Source organism: Stenotrophomonas sp. 59, assembly GCF_030291095.1.
In the GTDB taxonomy this organism is placed as follows: Bacteria; Pseudomonadota; Gammaproteobacteria; order Xanthomonadales; family Xanthomonadaceae; genus Stenotrophomonas; species Stenotrophomonas maltophilia_Q.
Genome location: NZ_CP127408.1, coordinates 3,368,379 through 3,386,814 on the forward strand (window position 1 = coordinate 3,368,379; position 18,436 = coordinate 3,386,814).

General features: G+C 67.1%; 16 protein-coding genes. 7 read left to right on the forward strand and 9 right to left on the reverse strand.

The annotated features are described in order from the left end of the window. Positions 1–3: 3 nt before the first annotated feature. The 5 genes from QP552_RS15645 to prpB form a co-directional block, all read right to left on the reverse strand. On the reverse strand, positions 4–366 hold the full coding sequence (locus QP552_RS15645) for a type II toxin-antitoxin system RelE/ParE family toxin (protein ID WP_111202729.1): 363 nt from the start codon (positions 364–366) through the stop codon (positions 4–6). Then, the gene (locus QP552_RS15650; protein WP_111111174.1) at positions 363–605 is read right to left on the reverse strand and encodes a type II toxin-antitoxin system ParD family antitoxin; all 243 of its coding nucleotides are present in this window, start codon (positions 603–605) and stop codon (positions 363–365) included. The genes QP552_RS15645 and QP552_RS15650 overlap by 4 nt, the downstream gene beginning before the upstream one ends. A gap of 100 nt (positions 606–705) precedes the next feature. After that, a complete protein-coding gene (gene acnD / locus QP552_RS15655) occupies positions 706–3,324 on the reverse strand; it encodes a Fe/S-dependent 2-methylisocitrate dehydratase AcnD (protein WP_111111172.1) in 2,619 nt (872 codons plus the stop codon). Positions 3,325–3,421: 97 nt separating this feature from the next. After that, complete coding sequence (prpC, locus tag QP552_RS15660) at positions 3,422–4,579, reverse strand: 2-methylcitrate synthase (RefSeq protein WP_014038133.1); 1,158 nt, start codon at positions 4,577–4,579, stop codon at positions 3,422–3,424. A gap of 36 nt (positions 4,580–4,615) precedes the next feature. Further along, positions 4,616–5,509 carry a methylisocitrate lyase gene (gene prpB / locus QP552_RS15665; RefSeq protein ID WP_010482769.1) on the reverse strand — a complete coding sequence of 298 codons (894 nt, stop codon included), beginning with the start codon at positions 5,507–5,509 and terminating at the stop codon, positions 4,616–4,618. Between the two features lie 154 nt (positions 5,510–5,663). Between prpB and prpR the strand changes: the two genes are divergently transcribed. Then, positions 5,664–7,247: a propionate catabolism operon regulatory protein PrpR gene (gene prpR, locus QP552_RS15670; RefSeq protein WP_286074023.1), complete on the forward strand. Its 1,584-nt coding sequence runs from the start codon at positions 5,664–5,666 to the stop codon at positions 7,245–7,247. A 74-nt stretch (positions 7,248–7,321) separates the two neighbouring features. On the opposite strand, the gene QP552_RS15675 is transcribed toward prpR, so the two are convergent. Both QP552_RS15675 and pdxH read right to left on the reverse strand, forming a co-directional pair. Then, the gene (locus QP552_RS15675; RefSeq protein WP_106550307.1) at positions 7,322–7,783 is read right to left on the reverse strand and encodes a DoxX family protein; all 462 of its coding nucleotides are present in this window, start codon (positions 7,781–7,783) and stop codon (positions 7,322–7,324) included. Between the two features lie 187 nt (positions 7,784–7,970). Next, a complete protein-coding gene (gene pdxH, locus QP552_RS15680; RefSeq protein ID WP_049410407.1) occupies positions 7,971–8,570 on the reverse strand; it encodes a pyridoxamine 5'-phosphate oxidase in 600 nt (199 codons plus the stop codon). Positions 8,571–8,610: 40 nt separating this feature from the next. On the opposite strand from pdxH, the gene QP552_RS15685 reads away from it, so the two are divergent. Further along, on the forward strand, positions 8,611–9,438 hold the full coding sequence (locus tag QP552_RS15685; protein ID WP_286074024.1) for a kinase: 828 nt from the start codon (positions 8,611–8,613) through the stop codon (positions 9,436–9,438). Positions 9,439–9,444: 6 nt separating this feature from the next. Here the strand turns inward: QP552_RS15685 and QP552_RS15690 are convergent, their stop codons facing one another. After that, complete coding sequence (locus QP552_RS15690) at positions 9,445–9,648, reverse strand: dodecin family protein (RefSeq protein WP_106550304.1); 204 nt, start codon at positions 9,646–9,648, stop codon at positions 9,445–9,447. A gap of 97 nt (positions 9,649–9,745) precedes the next feature. On the opposite strand from QP552_RS15690, the gene QP552_RS15695 reads away from it, so the two are divergent. From QP552_RS15695 to mdtD, 5 genes are all read left to right on the forward strand, one after another. Continuing rightward, on the forward strand, positions 9,746–10,288 hold the full coding sequence (locus QP552_RS15695; protein ID WP_106550303.1) for a shikimate kinase: 543 nt from the start codon (positions 9,746–9,748) through the stop codon (positions 10,286–10,288). Further along, positions 10,285–11,397 carry a 3-dehydroquinate synthase gene (aroB, locus tag QP552_RS15700; RefSeq protein WP_286074025.1) on the forward strand — a complete coding sequence of 371 codons (1,113 nt, stop codon included), beginning with the start codon at positions 10,285–10,287 and terminating at the stop codon, positions 11,395–11,397. The genes QP552_RS15695 and aroB overlap by 4 nt, the downstream gene beginning before the upstream one ends. Before the next feature lie 119 nt (positions 11,398–11,516). Next, entirely contained in the window at positions 11,517–11,756 is a 240-nt protein-coding gene (locus QP552_RS15705) for a WGR domain-containing protein (protein WP_032127800.1), read from the forward strand. A gap of 26 nt (positions 11,757–11,782) precedes the next feature. Beyond that, entirely contained in the window at positions 11,783–12,865 is a 1,083-nt protein-coding gene (gene hemE / locus QP552_RS15710; RefSeq protein ID WP_012481016.1) for a uroporphyrinogen decarboxylase, read from the forward strand. Between the two features lie 92 nt (positions 12,866–12,957). Then, the gene (gene mdtD / locus QP552_RS15715; RefSeq protein WP_010482759.1) at positions 12,958–14,367 is read left to right on the forward strand and encodes a multidrug transporter subunit MdtD; all 1,410 of its coding nucleotides are present in this window, start codon (positions 12,958–12,960) and stop codon (positions 14,365–14,367) included. Between the two features lie 510 nt (positions 14,368–14,877). Here the strand turns inward: mdtD and QP552_RS15720 are convergent. Continuing rightward, positions 14,878–18,405 carry a hybrid sensor histidine kinase/response regulator gene (locus QP552_RS15720; RefSeq protein WP_106551027.1) on the reverse strand — a complete coding sequence of 1,176 codons (3,528 nt, stop codon included), beginning with the start codon at positions 18,403–18,405 and terminating at the stop codon, positions 14,878–14,880. Between the last annotated feature and the right edge of the window lie 31 nt (positions 18,406–18,436).

Below are 18,436 nucleotides of genomic sequence, written 5' to 3' on the forward strand. Positions count from 1 at the left end.
GGATCAGTATCCTGGATGCGACGAACCAATATCGGGGTTGAGCTCCTCGTCTTCGAACAATGCTTCCATGCCCCGCGAAGCATTCCAGAGGCGCACGATGGAAACGTGCACAGGTAGCTCCACGTAGTAGACCAGGTAGCCGTCGAAGCGACGAACCGGATGAAAACGCAACGGCGCTGGCAGCGAGGGCAACAGACCCGCATGCAGTGTGGAACCAGCACCCGGGTGGGCCTCGATCAGCTTGACGACGGATTCCACCGCATCGATGAAGCCGATTTCCAGCACTTCTCCGCCCTGATCTGCATACCAGGCTGCTGCCTGGTCAAGATCTCGAACCGCTGCAGGAGACCAGTGCGAAGGTTTCACTTACGGTTCCGAGCACGCTCACGGAGCTTGTCGAAGTGATCCTGCGCCAGAGGCGCCGAAGGACCAGAAGACAGCCCCTCGGCAATCAGCTGCTTGAGCAGTGCTTCGGCCTTGCTGCGCTGGCGCTGGCGGATCAGGTCGCGCACATAGTCCGACGTGCTGGAGTAGCCGCCCTCGCGCACTTCTTCGTCCACGAACTGCTTGAGCGGATCAGTCAGCGAAATGTTCATGGTGGCCATGAAACTCTCCTTTGGCAGTTTTTGCCAAGCCAGTGTGCGCCGCGCCCGGGTGTCGGACAAGCCCGCCCCCGACCGTCGGGGGCGGGCATTCAGCCCACCATCACGCCACCTTGGCGCCTTCCAGGAAGTCCTGGGCGAAGCGCTGCAGCACGCCACCGGCTTCGTAGATCGCCACTTCCTCGTCGCTGTCCAGGCGGCAGGTGACCGGCACGATCACGTCCTGGCCGTCGCGGCGATGGATGACCAGGGTCAGGTCGGCGCGCGGAGTGCGCTCGCCGATCACGTCGAAGGTCTCGGTACCGTCGATGCCCAGGGTCAGGCGGGTGGTGCCCGGCTTGAACTCCAGCGGCAGCACACCCATGCCGATCAGGTTGGTGCGGTGGATGCGTTCGAAGCCTTCGGCCACGATCGCTTCCACGCCGGCCAGGCGCACGCCCTTGGCGGCCCAGTCACGCGAGCTGCCCTGGCCGTAGTCGGCGCCAGCGATGATGATCAGCGGCTGCTTGCGGTCCATGTAGGTCTCGATCGCTTCCCACATGCGCATCACCTTGCCTTCCGGCTCCACGCGCGCCAGCGAACCCTGCTTCACGCTGCCGTCGTCGTTGCGCACCATCTCGTTGAACAGCTTCGGGTTGGCAAAGGTGGCGCGCTGCGCGGTCAGGTGGTCGCCGCGGTGGGTGGCGTAGGAATTGAAGTCTTCCTCCGGCAGGCCCATCTTCGCAAGGTATTCGCCGGCGGCGCTCGAGGCCAGGATCGCGTTGGACGGCGACAGGTGGTCGGTGGTGATGTTGTCCGGCAGCACCGCCAGCGCGCGCATGCCTGCGAGCGCGCGCTCACCGGCCAGTGCACCCTCCCAGTACGGCGGACGGCGGATGTAGGTGCTCTGCGGGCGCCAGTCGTACAGCGGGCTGACCGCCGCGCCGTGCTCCACGCGCACGTTGAACATCGGGTTGTAGACCTTGCGGAACTGCTCCGGCTTCACCGCCGCCTTGACCACGGCATCGATCTCGGCGTCGCTCGGCCAGATGTCCTTCAGGCGCACCTCGTTGCCATCGGCGTCAACGCCCAGCACGTCCTTTTCGATATCGAAGCGGACGGTACCGGCGATGGCGTAGGCGATCACCAGCGGCGGCGAGGCCAGGAAGGCTTGCTTCGCATACGGATGGATGCGGCCGTCGAAGTTGCGGTTACCCGACAGCACGGCGGTCGAATACAGATCACGGTCGATGATTTCCTGCTGGATCGCCGGATCCAGCGCGCCGCTCATGCCATTGCAGGTGGTGCAGGCGAAGGCGACGATGCCGAAGCCCAGCTTTTCCAGGTCTGGCAGCAGGCCGGCCTCTTCCAGGTACAGCTGCACCGCCTTCGAACCTGGCGCCAGCGACGACTTCACCCATGGCTTGCGCACCAGGCCACGTTCATTGGCCTTGCGCGCCAGCAGTGCGGCGGCGATCACGTTGCGCGGGTTGGAGGTGTTGGTGCAGCTGGTGATGGCGGCGATGATCACCGCGCCATCGGGCATCAGGCCCTGCGCCTGCTCGGCCTTGCCCGCTTCCAGCTTGGCTTCGTCGGCAATGCCACGCTCGGCCAGCTCGGACACCGGCAGGCGGCGGTGCGGATTGCTCGGCCCAGCCATGTTGCGCACCACGCTGGACAGGTCGAAGCGCAGCACGCGTTCGTACTGCGCGGTGGCCAGATCGTCAGCCCAAAGCCCGGTGGTGCGCGCGTAGTTCTCCACCAGCGCCACCTGCGATTCCTCGCGGCCGGTCAGGCGCAGGTAGTCGATGGTCTGCTGATCGATGTAGAACATGGCGGCGGTGGCGCCATATTCCGGGCACATGTTGGAGATGGTGGCGCGGTCACCGATGGTCAGTGCCGCGGCACCCTCGCCGAAGAATTCGAGCCAGGCACCGACCACACGCTCCTTGCGCAGGAACTCGGTCAAGGCCAGCACCACGTCGGTGGCGGTAATGCCCGGCTGCGGGCGGCCGCTCAGTTCGACGCCGACAGTGTCGGGCAGGCGCATCCACGACGCGCGACCGAGCATCACGTTCTCGGCTTCCAGGCCGCCAACACCAATCGCGATCACGCCCAGTGCATCCACGTGCGGGGTGTGGCTGTCGGTGCCGACGCAGGTATCCGGGAACGCCACGCCGTCCTGCACGTAGACCACCGGCGACATCTTCTCCAGATTGATCTGGTGCATGATGCCGTTGCCCGGCGGAATCACGTCCACGTTCTCGAACGCCAGCTTGGTCCAGTCGATGAAGTGGAAACGGTCTTCGTTGCGGCGGTCCTCGATGGCGCGGTTCTTCTCGAACGCCTGCGGATCGAATCCACCGCACTCCACCGCCAGCGAATGATCGACGATCAGCTGTACCGGCACCACCGGATTCACCTTGGCCGGGTCGCCGCCCTTGTCGGCGATCGCATCACGCAGGCCGGCCAGGTCCACCAGCGCGGTCTGGCCGAGGATATCGTGGCAGACCACGCGCGCCGGGAACCACGGGAAATCGAGGTCGCGACGGCGCTCGATCAGCTGCTTCAGCGAGTCGCTGAGCGTGGCCGGATCGCAGCGGCGCACCAGGTTCTCGGCCAGCACGCGCGAGGTGTACGGCAGGGTGGCATAGGCGCCGGGCTGGATGGCATCGACGGCGGCGCGCGCGTCGAAATAGTCCAGCGCGCTGCCGGGGAGGTTCTTGCGGTAATCGGTATTCATGGGCTGGCGGAGTACTTGGGGCGGGCCGGGTGCCGGCGGTGCGGCGGCGAAAGCATCCGGCCGGCACAGGGCCGGCCGGATGGGAACAGCAGGTGGATCAGACGCGCTTGTCGATGGCGACGAAGTCGCGGTCTTCCGGACCGATGTAGTTGGCGCTCGGGCGGATGATCTTGCCGTCGATGCGCTGCTCGACGATGTGCGCGCTCCAGCCGGCGGTGCGCGCGATCACGAACAGCGGGGTGAACATCGCGGTCGGCACGCCCATCATGTGGTAGCTGACGGCGCTGAACCAGTCCAGGTTCGGGAACATTTTCTTGATGTCCCACATCACCGACTCCAGGCGCTCGGCGATGTCGTACATCTTCATGCTGGACTGTTCTTCGGACAGCTCGCGGGCCACGTCCTTGATCACCTTGTTGCGCGGATCGGAGACGGTGTAGACCGGGTGACCGAAACCGATCACCACTTCCTTGCGCTCGACGCGGGCCTTGATGTCTTCCTCGGCCTCATCGGGGTTGTCGTAGCGCTTCTGCACTTCGAACGCCACTTCGTTGGCGCCGCCGTGCTTCGGGCCACGCAGCGCGCCGATGCCACCGCAGATCGCGCTGTACATGTCGCTGCCGGTACCGGCGATGACGCGGCAGGTGAAGGTCGAGGCGTTGAACTCGTGTTCGGCGTACAGGATCAGCGAGGTGTGCATCGCCTTCACCCACGACTCCTGCGGCTTCTCGCCATGCAGCAGGTGCAGGAAGTGGCCGCCGATCGAGTCATCATCGGTTTCCACGTCGATGGCGCGGCCGTTGTGGCTCCAGTGGTACCAGTACAGCAGCATGGAACCGAGGCAGGCCATCAGCTTGTCGGCGATGTCACGCGCGCCCGGATGGTTGTGGTCGTCCTTCTCCGGCGCCACGCAACCGAGCACGGACACGCCGGTGCGCATCACGTCCATCGGGTGTGCCGACGGCGGCAGTTCTTCCAGCGCGGCCTTCACCGCGGCCGGAATGCCACGCAGCGACTTCAGCTTGGCCTTGTACGAGACCAGCTCGGCGCGGGTCGGCAGCTTGCCGTGCACCAGCAGGTAGGCGATTTCCTCGAATTCGCTGGTGTTGGCCAGGTCCAGGATGTCGTAGCCACGGTAGTGCAGGTCGTTGCCACTGCGGCCCACGCTGCACAGCGCGGTGTTGCCGGCAGCGGTGCCGGACAGGGCGACGGACTTCTTCGGCTTGAAGGTCGGGGTTGCGGTCGTATCGTTCATGTTTCCCTCCGAAAACTTGATGGTGCAGGGTACTGCTTATTTCTTGGCGGCGAACAGTGCGTCGAGCTGCTGCTCGAAGGCGTGGTAGCCGATGCGGTCGTAGAGTTCTTCGCGGGTCTGCATGGTCTCCACCACGTTGCGCTGGTGGCCATCGCGGCGCACCGCCTGGTAGACGTTCTCGGCCGCCTTGTTGGCCGCTCGGAACGCCGACAGCGGGAACAGCTGGATGGCGACGCCGGCCGAAGCCAGTTCATCGCGGCTGAACAGCGGGGTGGCACCGAACTCGGTGATGTTGGCCAGCACCGGCACCTTCACCGCGTCGACGAAGCGGCGGTAGGTGTCCAGGTCGTAGGCGGCCTCGGCGAAGATGCCGTCGGCACCGGCCTCGACGCAGGCGATGGCGCGCTCGATGGCCTTGTCCACGCCGTCCACCTGGATGGCGTCGGTGCGGGCGATCAGGAAGAAGTCCGGGTCGGTCTTGGCATCGGCGGCGGCCTTCACGCGGTCGACCATTTCACCCTGCGAGACGATCTCCTTGCCCGGGCGATGACCGCAGCGCTTGGCGCCGACCTGGTCTTCGATGTGGCAGGCGGCCGCGCCGGCCTTGATCAGCGACTTCACGGTGCGCGCGATGTTGAACGCGCTCGGGCCGAAGCCGGTGTCGATGTCGACCATCAGCGGCAGGTCGCAGACATCGGTGATGCGGCGCACGTCCACCAGCACGTCTTCCAGGGTGTTGATGCCCAGGTCCGGCAGGCCCAGCGAGCCGGCGGCCACACCGCCACCGGACAGGTAGATGGCGCGGAAACCGGCGCGCTTGGCCAGCAGGGCGTGGTTGGCGTTGATCGCGCCGATCACCTGCAGCGGCGATTCGGCAGCCAGCGCCTCACGGAAGCGGGCACCGGCAGAGAAAGGAGTGGAAGCGGTCATGCGGCAATCCAGGTTGGAGAACGTGTGTGTAGGCGCAAACACCATGCCAACCTGCAAGCGCTTGATTTCACGGGGATGACTGACCCGCATCAGTGAAACATATGAAACACTGAAACAGATGTATCATGAAACACCCCTCCCGGTCCGAGCCACCATGTATCTGCCCCGCTCGCCCCTGCGCCACACCGATGCCGACCCCGGCCGCCCGGTGATCTGGACGGTCAGTGTCTCGCGACTGACCGGCCTGCTGGGCGACGTCATTCCCGAGTTCGACCGCCGCGCTCGCATCGAGCAGATCAATCTCGGCTTCGAGGAAGCCGTCGAGGTGATCGGCCAGCGCCTGCGCCGTGAGCATTGCGACGTGGTGATCGCCGGTGGCTCCAATGCCGCCTGGCTGCGCAGCCGGCTGGAGCTGCCGCTGGTGCCGATCCAGGCCAACGGCTTCGACCTGATGGAGGCGCTGGCGCGTGCACGCCGCATCGCCAGCCGCATCGGCCTGGTCACCCACGCCAGCGACGTTCCGGTGTTCAGCAACTTCCAGCAGAGCTTCGACCTGGACATCGAACACCGCCGATTCGTCACCCGCGAAGACGCGCGCGATTGCATTGCAGACCTGCGCGCCAATGGCATCGAGGTGATCGTCGGCACCGGCATGGCCATCGACCACGCCGAACAGGCCGGCCTGCCCGGCGTTCTGTTGTACTCGGCCGACTCGGTGCGCCAGGCCTTCGAACATGCGCTGGAGCTGACCCAGACCCTTGCCCGCTCCGCTGGCAACCGCGCCGCGCCGCGCCGGCGCCCTGCAGCGCGCACAGACGCGCATGAACTGCTCGGCGACAGCGAGGCCATGGCGCAGGTGCGTGCACAGATCGCGCTGTACGCCCCGCATGACAGCACCGTACTGGTCACTGGCGAGACCGGCACTGGCAAGGAACTGGTCGCGCGCCAGCTGCACGCGGCCAGCGGCCGCCGTGGCCGCTTCGTGGCACTGAATTGCGGCGCGATCAGCGAATCGCTGCTGGAAGCCGAGCTGTTCGGCTACAGCGATGGCGCTTTCACCGGCGCGCGTCGTGGCGGCCGCGTCGGCCTGGTTGAAGCCGCAGACGGTGGCACCTTGTTCCTGGATGAAATCGGCGAGCTGCCGCTGCCGTTGCAGACCCGCCTGCTGCGGGTACTGGAAGAACGCGAAGTGCTGCGCGTGGGCGCCACCGAACCGACCCCGGTCGACCTGCGCGTGGTCGCCGCTACCCTGCAATCGCTGGAGCAGCGCGCAGCGACCGGCAGCTTCCGGCGCGACCTGTATTACCGGCTGGCGGCACTGCGCATCGCCCTGCCCTCGTTGCGCGCGCGACGCGGTGACGTTCCGCTGTTGGCACAGCATTTCTTCCGCCAGCTGCGTGGCGTCGATGCGCCGCTGGATGAAGAAGCACTGGCCGTGCTGACTGCCGCCGAATGGCCGGGCAACGTGCGCGAGCTGCGCAATCTGGTGGATCGCCTGCGCATCCACTGGCAGCCCAGTGAAGGCCCGATCGATGCTGCGCGACTGCTGCAGCTGGCGCCCGAGCTGGCAAGCGAAGGGGCGACGGCACTGCCGCTGGAAAGCAACGGCAAGCGCCCGCCGCGTGCGCAGCTGGAAGCATTGCTGCAGGAACACCGCAATGACCGCGAGGGCATGGCGCAGGCGCTGGGCGTATCACGCACCACACTGTGGCGCTGGCTGCGCGCGGAGGGCCTGTAGAGCCGAGCCCATGCTCGGCTGCTTCTACGGGGACAGCAGCCGAGCATGGGCTCGGCTCTACAGGATGCGTGCCGTCAGCGCGCCCAGCGCGCCTCTATCGCAAACCGGCCACTGCCCACCGCCGCCACCCACAGCAACAGCACACCCAACGGCACTTCGCTCAGATAGAAGAACCAGCTGAGCCAATCCGGCACGCTCAGTCCAGCGGGAATGCGCGCGATACCATCGGTCAGCGCCGCCACCGCGCAGATCGCCGCCAACAGCAGGGCCGAAGGGCGGCTCAACAGCCCCAGCACCAGCAGGCCACCCGCAATCCATTCAATCGCACCGAGCACCGGCGCACTGAACACCGGGAACGGGATGCCGGCATCGACCAGCGTATGCACCATGCGCTCGCGCCCGGCATCGGTGAACACCTTGTTCCAGCCGGAGACACAGAACATCACACCGGCGACGATGCGGGCGAGCAGCAACAACAACGCTTCCACGCCGCGGCGTGGTGGCGGCACGGCAAACAGGCAACGCCAGGAAGGCATGGCAACTCCGCAGATCGAGGGCATCGCAGCGAGTGTGCCCGTCGCCGACCTGCTCGCGCATGAAGCGGACCAGTCCGTTCGCGACAAACGCAGGCTTCTGTAGAGCCGAGCCCATGCTCGGTTGATGTTCTCGCAGGAGCAGCCGAGCGTGGGCTCGGCTCTACGGCAGCCCCAGCACCACCCCGACTTACGGGTACAGCAGGCGCTTGCTCCAGCGCCCTTCGGCACCGGCCTCATAGCACCAGCGCTCGTGCAGGCGGAACTGCGCGCCGTACCAGAATTCGATGCGGTCGGGCACCACGCGCAGGCCACTCCAGCCTTCCGGGCGCGGTACGTCCTTGCCCTCGAAGCGGGCCTCGATCCCGGCCACGCGCGCGTCGAATTCCTCGCGGGTCGCCAGCGTCTTCGACTGCTGCGAGGCCCACGCGCCGATCTGGCTCATGCGCGGACGGCTGGCGAAATAAGCATCGGCCTCGGCATCGGCAACCTGCTCGACACGGCCTTCAATGCGCACCTGGATGCCGGCTTCGCGCAGGCTGCGCCACAGGAACAGCAGCGCCGCCTGCGGATTGGCCTGCAGTTCCTGGCCCTTGTGACTGTCCAGATGGGTGTAGAAGACGAAGCCACGCTCATCGAACGCCTTCAGCAGCACGGTGCGTGCCGAGGGACGGCCCTGCGTATCGGCGGTGGCCACGGTCATCGCATTCGGCTCGACCTCGCGGCTCTGCTTGGCCTCTTCGAACAGGCCGGCAAACGTGGACAGGGCTTCGGCGTACAGGTCGCTCATGATTGCGTTCTTCTCACACGGATTGGGCTATTGTGGCTGCATGGCCGCTGCTGCGTATATGCCCCAGGTGAAAGGATTCCCCGAAACATTGGCCGAACAGGCGCTGGACGATGCGCTGGGCAGCGGCGCAGCGGTTCCAGTATTGGCGATCAGCGGCCTGCAGGGGAGCGGCAAATCGACGCTGGCCGCGCAGGTGGTGGCGCGTGCACAGGCGCGCGGCCTGAACGCGGCGACGCTGTCCATCGATGACGTCTACCTGACCCGCGCACAGCGCCAGCGGCTGGCCCGACAGGTGCATCCACTGCTGATCACCCGCGGTCCGCCCGGCACTCATGACCTGCCGCTGGCCCACGGAGTATTGGACGCCGTGGCCGCACGCCAGCCCTTCGCGATGCCGCGCTTCGACAAGCTGGCCGACGAACGCCTGCCCGAAGCGCAGTGGCCACGTATCGAGCAGCCCCTCGACCTGCTGGTATTCGAGGGCTGGTTCCTGGGCACCCCCGCACAGAACGATGACGCGCTGGACAGCCCGCTGAACGCGCTGGAACGTGAAGCCGATGCCGATGGCCGCTGGCGGCGCTGGTGCAACCAGGCCCTGGCCCGCGACTACCCGGCGCTGTGGCAGTGCTGTGATCGCCTGTGGTTCCTGCAGCCACCGGACTTTTCGGTGGTACCGCGCTGGCGCTGGCAGCAGGAGCAGAACCTTCAGGCCGCGCAACCAGGCCGGCACGGCATGAGCCGGCCGCAGCTTGAGCGCTTCGTGCAGTACTACGAGCGGGTCAGCCGGCAGGCGCTGCGTGCCCTGCCCTCGCTCGCCGACCACGTGGTGGTGCTGGACGGCCAGCGCCAGGTGCAGGACGTGCGCTGAGCGCGCCTACTCCACCAGGAAGGTCACCCGCAGGTTGACCCGCCATTCGGTGATCTCGCCGCTGCCATTGGTCACCACCTTGGTCTCGTTCACCCAGGCGCCCTGGATGCCCTTGACCGTCTCGGAGACCTTCTTCAACCCATTGCGCACAGCATCCTCCACGCTCTTCGGCGAGGAGGCGGTGATTTCGATGACCTTGGCGACCGTCATGACCTGTACTCTGGCTGATGCGGGAGGCCCGCAGGAATGTCCAGCCTGACGTGAAGAACGTAAAGGTCGGGACACGGAGGTGTTAGCATCACGGGGCATGAATCCTGCTCCGAACCTGATCCTAATCGGCCCGATGGGCGCCGGCAAAACCTGCATCGGCCGCCGCCTGGCCGAGCGCTTCACGCTGGACTTCGTCGATGTCGACCAGGTCATCGTCGATGCCGCCGGCGCAGGCATTCCGACCATCTTCGAGCACTCCGGCGAAGCCGGCTTCCGCAGCCATGAACGCGAGGCCCTGGCCCGCGTACTGGAGGGCCGCGGCCAGCTGGTCTCTACCGGCGGTGGCGCCGTACTCGATCCGGACAACCGTGCGCTGATCGCACGACGCGGCTTCGTGGTCTACCTGCGGGTCAGCGTGGCCGCGCAGCTGGAACGCCTGGCCCGCGACAAGGGCCGGCCGTTGCTGCAGCGCCCGGACCGCGAGCAGGTGCTGCATGATCTGGCCGCGCACCGCGACCCGCTGTACCGCGAACTGGCCGACCTCACCCTTGATACCGACCCGTACACCGCTGCTGACGCAACCGCCCACCTGGTGGTGAAGCTGGCCACGCAATGGCAGCGCCAGGACCTGACTGCATGACTTCCCCCGCCCTGCTGCAGGTCGCCGTTGGCGGCGACCGCCCCTACACCATCACCATCGGCGCCGGTGCCCAGGCTGACGGCGCCGCGCTGGCCTCGCATGTGCGCGGCCGCCATGTGCTGCTGCTCAGCGACAGCGAAGTGGCCCCGCGCTATCTGGATGCCGTGAAACAGACCCTGCTGGCTGCACGCCCCGACCTGATCGTCGGCGAGCACGTGCTGGCCGCCGGTGAGGCGTCCAAAACCCTGGCCGAATTCGGCCGCGCGATCGAAGCGCTGGCCGCGCTCGGCGCCACCCGCGACGCCTGCGTGTTCGCCCTCGGCGGCGGCGTGGTTGGTGATCTGGCGGGCTTCGCCGCGGCGTGCTGGATGCGCGGCGTTGACTGCGTGCAGCTGCCGACCACCCTGTTGGCAATGGTCGATTCGTCGGTGGGCGGCAAGACGGCGGTCGACATTCCTGCCGGCAAGAACCTGGTCGGTGCGTTCCATCCGCCGCGTGCGGTCATTGCCGATACCCGCGTGCTGGGTACCCTGCCGCCGCGCGAGCTGCGTGCCGGCCTGGCCGAAGTGGTGAAGTACGGCGCACTGGGTGATGCCATGTTCTTCGAATGGCTGCAGCAGCATGCCGATGCGCTGGCCGCCGGCGAAGACAACGTGCTTTCCGAAGCCATCGCACGCAGCTGCCGGCACAAGGCCGCGATCGTCGAACGCGATCCGTTCGAGAAGGGCGAGCGTGCCCTGCTCAACCTGGGCCACACCTTCGGCCATGCCATCGAAACCGAACAGGGCTACTCGGCCCCAGGCCGCGATGCGCTGAACCATGGCGAGGCGGTGGCGGTGGGCATGGTACTGGCTGCGAAGCTGTCCACCGACCTGGGCCTGGCCGACGATGCCGACCGCGCGCGCCTGCAGTCGCTTCTGGAACGCCTTGGCCTGCCGGTGGCGATCCCGGCCGGGCTGGACCCGCAGGCCCTGCTCGGCCGCATGCGGCTGGACAAGAAGAACGTGGCCGGCCGCCTGCGCCTGGTGCTGTGGCGGGGCATGGGCCGCGCCGAAGTGGTGCCGGACGTGGATGAGGCAGCGGTGCTGAAGGTGCTGGGCGCGGGCTGACCCTTCCGTGTTCGCCGGGCATGGCCCGGCGCTACCAGATTGTGTCGCGGCATGAAGCGCAGCCGAGCGTGGGCTCGGCGCTACAGGTCCGTGCCGCCCCGGGGCGATACAATCGGCCCATGCACGTCTACCTGCAACATCCCGACGCCGGTGCGCAGGCACCGCGCTTCCTGCGCCTGAGCCTGCAGCCGGACCTGTTCGGCGGCTGGGAGCTGCTGCGCGAGAGCGGCCGCGTCGGCAGCCGGTCGCAGCTGCGGCGCGAGCTGTTCCTGCAGGCCGACGAAGCCCGCCATGCCTTCGAGAAAGCCCGCGATGCCGAACTGCATCGCGGCTTCCAGATCCTTTCGCACGGCGACTGACGCCGCTGCCAACTTTCGTCCAAGGAATGCCCATCGTGACCAGCCCTCTCCGCAACGATCGCCTGCTGCGCGCCCTGCGCCGCGAACCGGTGGACTGCACCCCCGTCTGGCTGATGCGCCAGGCCGGCCGCTACCTGCCGGAGTACCGCGCAACCCGGGCCAAGGCCGGCAGCTTCCTGGCCATGGCCAAGAACCCGGAGATCGCCTGCGAAGTCACGCTGCAGCCGCTGCGCCGCTTCCCGTTGGACGCCGCCATCCTGTTCTCGGACATCCTCACCATTCCCGACGCGATGGGCCTGGAGCTCTACTTCGTCGAAGGCGAAGGCCCGAAGTTCCGCCATCCGGTGCGTGACGAGGCGGCCATCGCCCGGCTGGCGGTACCGGACATGGAACAGGACCTGGGCTATGTGATGGACGCAGTGCGCCTGATCCGTCGCGAGCTGGACGGCCAGGTACCGTTGATCGGTTTCTCCGGCAGCCCCTGGACGCTGGCCTGCTACATGGTGGAAGGCGGCGGCAGCAAGGATTTCGCCCGTATCAAGGCGATGGCGCTGAACCACCCGCAGGCCCTGCACCGCCTGCTGGAGGTCACCACCGACGCGGTGATCGCCTATCTGGGCGCGCAACGTGCGGCCGGCGCGCAGGCACTGCAGGTATTCGATACCTGGGGCGGCGTGCTGTCGCCGGCCATGTACCGCGAGTTCTCGCTGCGCTACCTGCAGCGCATCGCCGAAGGCCTGGAGCGTGGCGAAGGCAGCGAGCGCACGCCGCTGATCCTGTTCGGCAAGGGTACCGGCCTTCACCTGGAAGCACTGTCGCAGACCGGCGCCGATGCGCTGGGCCTGGACTGGACACTGGACCTGGACGAAGCCATGCGCCGCACCGGTGGCCGCGTTGCCCTGCAGGGCAACCTCGACCCGACCACGCTGTACGCCTCGCCGGATGCGATCGCTGCCGCTGCCGCGCGCGTGCTCGACACCTATGCCGCAGGCAATGGTGGTTCGCGCGAAGGCCATGTATTCAACCTCGGCCACGGCATGTCGCCGGACATGGACCCGGCCCACGTGCAGGTGCTGGTCGACGCGGTGCACGCGCACAGCCAGCGCTGAGCATTCGGCATACGGTTGCGGCGCGATGTTGATCGCGCCGTGACCCGCAGTGCGCGATCATGGTAGCCCCCACGCTGCACCGGCCGCACCCCATGTCCACATCGCCATCGACCTACAACCGCCAGCGCCCCCTGCTGTGGCTGGTGTCCTTGGCGATCTTCATGCAGATGCTGGACTCGACCATCGTCAACACGGCGTTGCCGGCGATGGCGGCCAGCCTGGGCGAAAGCCCGCTGCAGATGCAGTCGGTGGTGTTCAGCTACGCGCTGGCAGTGGCCACCTTCATTCCTGCCTCCGGCTGGATCGCCGACCGCTACGGCACCCGCCGCACCTTCCTGGTGGCGATCATCCTGTTCACCCTCGGCTCGCTGGCCTGCGCACTGGCCCAGCACCTGCACCAGCTGGTCGGCGCACGCGTGCTGCAGGGCATTGGCGGCGCGATGCTGCTGCCGGTCGGGCGGCTGGCGGTGATGCGGTCGGTCCCGCGCGAGGATTTCCTGCGCGCGATGAGCTTCATCGCCATCCCGGCCCTGGTCGGCCCGCTGATCGGTCCCACGCTGGGCGGCTGGCTGGTCGAGATCGCCTCGTGGCACTGGGTGTTCCTGATCAACCTGCCGATCGGCGTGATCGGATTCATCGCCGCGATGAAGATCATGCCCGACCACTACGCCAGCCATCGCACCCGTTTCGACCTGCGCGGCTACATCATGCTGGCCTTCGCGATGGTGGTGCTGTCACTGGCGCTGGACGGCATCTCCGGGCTGGGCACGCCACACGCGCTGGTGATGCTGATGACCGTTGCAGGCCTGGCGGCACTGGTGGGCTACTGGCTGCATGCGGCCAATTCGACGGCGCCGTTGTTCTCGCTGGCGCTGTTCCGCGTGCCCAGCTACCGCATCGGCATTCTCGGCAATCTGTTCTCGCGCATCGGCAGCAGCGCCATGCCGATGCTGATCCCGTTGCTGCTGCAGGTCGGCCTGGGCCTGGGCCCGATGAACGCCGGCCTGATGATGGTGCCGGTGGCCGCCGCTGGCATGGTCTCCAAGAAACTGGCAGTGAAGCTGGTGGAGCGCTACGGCTACCGTCGCGTGCTGATGGTCAACACCGTACTGGTAGGCCTGGCCATGGCCAGCTTCATCCTGATGACACCCGGCCAGCACCTGGCCTGGCGCCTGCTGCAGCTGGCGTTCTTCGGCGCGGTCAATTCGCTGCAGTTCACCGTGATGAACACCGTGACCCTGCGCGACCTGGACCGCGAATTCGCCAGTTCCGGCAACAGCCTGCTGTCGATGGTGATGATGCTCGCCGCCGGCTTCGGTGCTGCTGCGGCCGGCAGCCTGCTGGCCGCGTTCGGCAACCACCTGGACAGCAACAGCGCGACCGCGGCGCTGCATGCGACGTTCCTGTGCGTGGGCGCGATCACGCTGACCTCGACGATGATCTTCTGGCAGCTGCCCGATACCAAGCCGGAGCCACGGCAGGTCGAGCACGTCGCGGAGTGAGGGTGGTTCGGCAGGGCTGCGCCCTGCACCCGCCGAAGCCGAAGCCGAAGCCGAAGCAACAGCAACAGCGAGCATTCCGTGGGTTGGCGGGGCGGTGTGGGCTTGCAGGACACGCCGTAAACCCATCCATGGGGGCTCGATGGCGCCATCCATGGCGCCAACGGTCCTGCAAGCCCACACCGCCCCACCTCTGACAGATTTTCGCGATCGGGTAGATCCACGCCATGCGTGGATGAATCTCCATCGAAATCGAATATTTCGAATTGAAATCGAAACGCATCCACGCATGGCGTGGATCTACTGCACCTCGCAGAAGACTGTCGAAGGCGGGGTGGTGTCGGAGTGCGGGGTGTCAGCCGCATGGATGCGGCTGCCAAGCCTACAAGGACGTACTTGCGGCGTCCCCGCACTCCGGCACCGCCCCGCCATCCCACAGGAAGCCAGCTTTTGCTTCGGCTGTTGCTGTTGCTCCGGCTTGCAGCAGGTGCAGGGCCGCAGGCCCTGCCGAACCTACCTACCCATCACCCTGGCGATCGCTTCCACCAGCAGCTCACCGGTCACCGGCTTGCGCAGGAAGCCGCCGATGCCGGCCGCTTCCACCTGCTGCTGCAGGTCCGGATCGGTCCGCGCCGTCACCGCCAGCAGCGGCAGCATGTAGCCCTGGTTGCGCAGGTGCTGGGCCAGCTCGAAGCCGCTCAGGCCCGGCAGGTCCAGATCCAGCAGACCGACATCGAAATCACCGGCACTGATCTCGCGCAGTGCCGCCAGCGCATGGCCCGCGTGCACCACTTCATGGCCGCGTGCACTCAACAGCCCGCGCACCACATCAGCCACGGTTGCATCATCCTCGACCAGCAGCACGCGCAGCGGCGGCATGTTGGCCGCATCCTCGCGGTGCGCTTCGCCCTCGGCCTCTGCGCTGGCATCGACCACCAGCGGCAACGGCAGGGTCACGCCAAAACACGTGCCGCGGCCAAGCTGGCTCTCCACCTGGATACGCCCCTGCATCGCCTGCGCCAGTTCGCGGCAGATGGCCAGGCCCAGGCCACTGCCACCGTACTGCGCAGCGGTGCGGGCACCGTCGGCCTGCTCGAAACGGCGGAACAGGCGCTGCTGCTGTTCCTGGCTGATGCCCGGCCCGGTGTCGCGCACTTCGAAATGCAGTGCGCGCAGCTCGCCATCGCTGCGCGCATGCAGGGTGATGGTGCCGCGGCTGGTGAACTTGACCGCGTTGGAGAGCAGGTTGAGCAGGATCTGCCTTACCCGCATCGCATCGCCGGTCGCCTGCAGGCCCGGCGGCAGCTGGTTGTCGAGAGTGAAACGCAGGCCCTTCTGTGCTGCCAGCGGTCCCATCAACGCGGCCAGGTCCTGCAACAGGCAGCTCAGCGCGAACGGCTTGGACTGCAGTTCCAGCCGTCCGGACTCGATCCGTGCCAGGTCCAATGCATCGTTGACCAGGTGAAGCAGGTGTTCGCCGGCGTGCCGGATCGACTGCGTGTAGCCGCGCTGCTGCGGGTCCAGCGGTGAAGCCAGCAGCAGTTCGCTCATGCCGAGCACGCCGGTCATCGGCGTGCGGATTTCGTGGCCGAGATTGGCCAGGAAGCGGGTCTTGGCCGCCGAGGCCTGCTCGGCCAGTTCCTGTTTGTGCAGTGCCAGCTGATAGGCATGGCGCCGCTGCAGGCGGCGGCGATACAGCCAGGCAAACCAACTGGTCAGCAGAAGCGCGATCGAGGCCAGCACCAGCAGCCCGGACAGGCTGCGCCACCACGGTGGCTGTACGCGGAATTCCAGACTCTGCACCCGCGACCAGACATGGTCTGCCGAGCGCGCCTGTACTTCCAGGCGGTAGCTGCCCGGCGGCAGGCGCGAGAACAGGCGCTCACCGGCCGGTCCCACTTCCACCCAATCGGGGTCGTAGCCGGCGAGGCGGTAGCGGTAGCTGTTGGAAGCCGAATCGGCGAACGACAACAGTCGCGCGACGATGCGCAGGTCACGGTCACCATCGGCAATCTGCAACGGCGTGTCGTGGGTCAGGTCGAGTACCTGCTCGTTGCGGCGGACTTCAACGCGTTCGATCACCAACGGCGCGCGCCGCACCGACGGCCGCACCTGTTCGGGGTCGAACACCACCACGCCGGCCGGGGTACCGGCGACCAGATGGCCATCGCCGGACATCGTCAACGTGTGCTCGCGGAACTCCTGGCTGGGCAGGCCGTCGTGCACGCCATACAGGCGCACGCTCTGCCCGTCGGCGCCAACCCGCACCAGGCCGCGCGCACTGGTGGCCCAGGCCACGCCCTGTGCGTCGACCACCAGCCCGGAAGCGGAAATCGCCGGGTAACCCTGCTCCGCGCCGACCACCGCCTGCCGTTCAAGCCGCCCCTGGCTCCAGCGGTAGCGCGACAGGCGGCCATCCTCCGACAACCAGACCTGGCCATCGCGGCCCACGTGCAGCGCATGGATCGCCGTCGCCGGCGCACCCGGCACCGGCTGGAAGCGCTCGCTCTCCGGCAGCCACTGCAGCAGGCCACGGCTGCTGGCCAGCCAGATGTGGTCCTGTGGTCCGCATTCCACGTCGAGGTTGAGCTGGCCCTGCTGCAGGCCGCGCTGGCCGTTGTCCAGCTGGCGGCGCAGGCGACCGTCGAGGTCACGCTGCTGCAGGCCTGCAGGCAACATCAACCACAGACTGTCGCCGTCGCAGGTCATCATCGACTCGATGACCCCTTCCATGGTTGCGTCGGCCCCGGCATCACGGCCCCAGCGACGCAGGTCACGCCGCTTCGGGTCGTAGCGCAGCAACGCATCGGTCGAGCCGATCCAGACCTGGCCACGGCGATCCTCGCGAACCGAGGACAGCCAGTACATGCCGTTGACCCAGGTGCGGTGCTGCTCAATCTTTCCGGTCTTGGGATCGAACCGGTCCAGCGCGCCGTGGCTGCCGACCGTCCAGATGCCGCCATTGCTGGAAGGGCTGGTGCCCAGCACGAAGGCATTGCGCAACGAGCCGGCGTCATCCTCCAATCGCGACAGCACCGAGAACTGCCACCAGCGCGGCAGCAGGTGCCACAGGCCGGCATTGGTACTGGCCAGCCAGATGCCGCCTTCGCGGTCCTCGTAGGCGCCAGTCCAGTTCGGCCGCACCGGCCCGCGCGCAACGGCGCTGTACAGCGGAACGGTCTGGTACTGCCCATCTACGGCCCGGCCCAGCCCGGTACGGGTATCCAGCCAATGCCCGCCCTGTTCATCGCGCAGCATCATGCCGAGCACCTGCTCGCCCGGCGGTAGTTTCCATGGCGGCGATTCAAAACGCCCGTCGGGGCGACGCACCGTAGCGCCGGCCATCGTACTGATCCACAGGCTGCCATCGGGTTCGCTGGTCAACCCATTGATCAGCAGGCTGGGAATGACATCCGTGCCGACCCGCTCGAAGTCGGTGCCGGTCCAGCGCGCCACGCCATGCTTGGTGCCGACCCACAGGCTGCCATCGGCCAGCGTCGCCAGATACGGCACAGAGGCCGCGGGCAGGCTGCGTGGATTGTTGGCCTCGGGCAGGAAACGCTGCAGGCGGTCCTGGCTGTCCAGCCGGTACAGCCCACCTTCGTGGGTCCCGAACCAGATCGCACCGTCGGGGGTGGTCGCCAGGCTCCAGACCGTGTTGGTCCCCATCAACGGCTGGCTGCTGCGGTCGTAGAAATGCAGCTGGCGGCGGTCGGCCGACATCCGTACCAGGCCCGCGTTCTCGGTCCCGATCCAGAGCTGGTTGCGCGCATCGACCAGGACCGTCCAGATACGGTTGTCGCGCAGGCCATCCTCCGAACGCCAGATCCGGTAGTTGCGCCCGTCGTAACGGGCCAGGCCGTCGTTGGTGGCGATCCACAGGTAGCCGTAGCGGTCTTCGGCCATGCGGTTGACGGTATTGGACGGCAGGCCGTCGAACACCGTCACCTGGCGCGGGCTCGGTGGCACCGGCTGCGCGGCAGCGGGTGACAGGCCGCACAGGAGGATCAGCAGCAGCATCGCCGCCCGCAGATAAACCACCGATTGCCTCCTCACGCTGCCCTGATGATTC

Excerpts from the sequence above, each read along its gene's own strand:
- QP552_RS15650 (WP_111111174.1), bottom strand. The coding sequence starts at position 605 with ATGGCCACCATGAACATTTCGCTGACTGATCCGCTCAAGCAGTTCGTG.
- acnD (WP_111111172.1), bottom strand. The coding sequence starts at position 3,324 with ATGAATACCGATTACCGCAAGAACCTCCCCGGCAGCGCGCTGGACTAT.
- prpC (WP_014038133.1), bottom strand. The coding sequence starts at position 4,579 with ATGAACGATACGACCGCAACCCCGACCTTCAAGCCGAAGAAGTCCGTC.
- prpB (WP_010482769.1), bottom strand. The coding sequence starts at position 5,509 with ATGACCGCTTCCACTCCTTTCTCTGCCGGTGCCCGCTTCCGTGAGGCG.
- prpR (WP_286074023.1), top strand. The coding sequence starts at position 5,664 with ATGTATCTGCCCCGCTCGCCCCTGCGCCACACCGATGCCGACCCCGGC.
- QP552_RS15675 (WP_106550307.1), bottom strand. The coding sequence starts at position 7,783 with ATGCCTTCCTGGCGTTGCCTGTTTGCCGTGCCGCCACCACGCCGCGGC.
- pdxH (WP_049410407.1), bottom strand. The coding sequence starts at position 8,570 with ATGAGCGACCTGTACGCCGAAGCCCTGTCCACGTTTGCCGGCCTGTTC.
- QP552_RS15685 (WP_286074024.1), top strand. The coding sequence starts at position 8,611 with ATGGCCGCTGCTGCGTATATGCCCCAGGTGAAAGGATTCCCCGAAACA.
- QP552_RS15690 (WP_106550304.1), bottom strand. The coding sequence starts at position 9,648 with ATGACGGTCGCCAAGGTCATCGAAATCACCGCCTCCTCGCCGAAGAGC.
- QP552_RS15695 (WP_106550303.1), top strand. The coding sequence starts at position 9,746 with ATGAATCCTGCTCCGAACCTGATCCTAATCGGCCCGATGGGCGCCGGC.
- aroB (WP_286074025.1), top strand. The coding sequence starts at position 10,285 with ATGACTTCCCCCGCCCTGCTGCAGGTCGCCGTTGGCGGCGACCGCCCC.
- QP552_RS15705 (WP_032127800.1), top strand. The coding sequence starts at position 11,517 with ATGCACGTCTACCTGCAACATCCCGACGCCGGTGCGCAGGCACCGCGC.
- hemE (WP_012481016.1), top strand. The coding sequence starts at position 11,783 with ATGCCCATCGTGACCAGCCCTCTCCGCAACGATCGCCTGCTGCGCGCC.
- mdtD (WP_010482759.1), top strand. The coding sequence starts at position 12,958 with ATGTCCACATCGCCATCGACCTACAACCGCCAGCGCCCCCTGCTGTGG.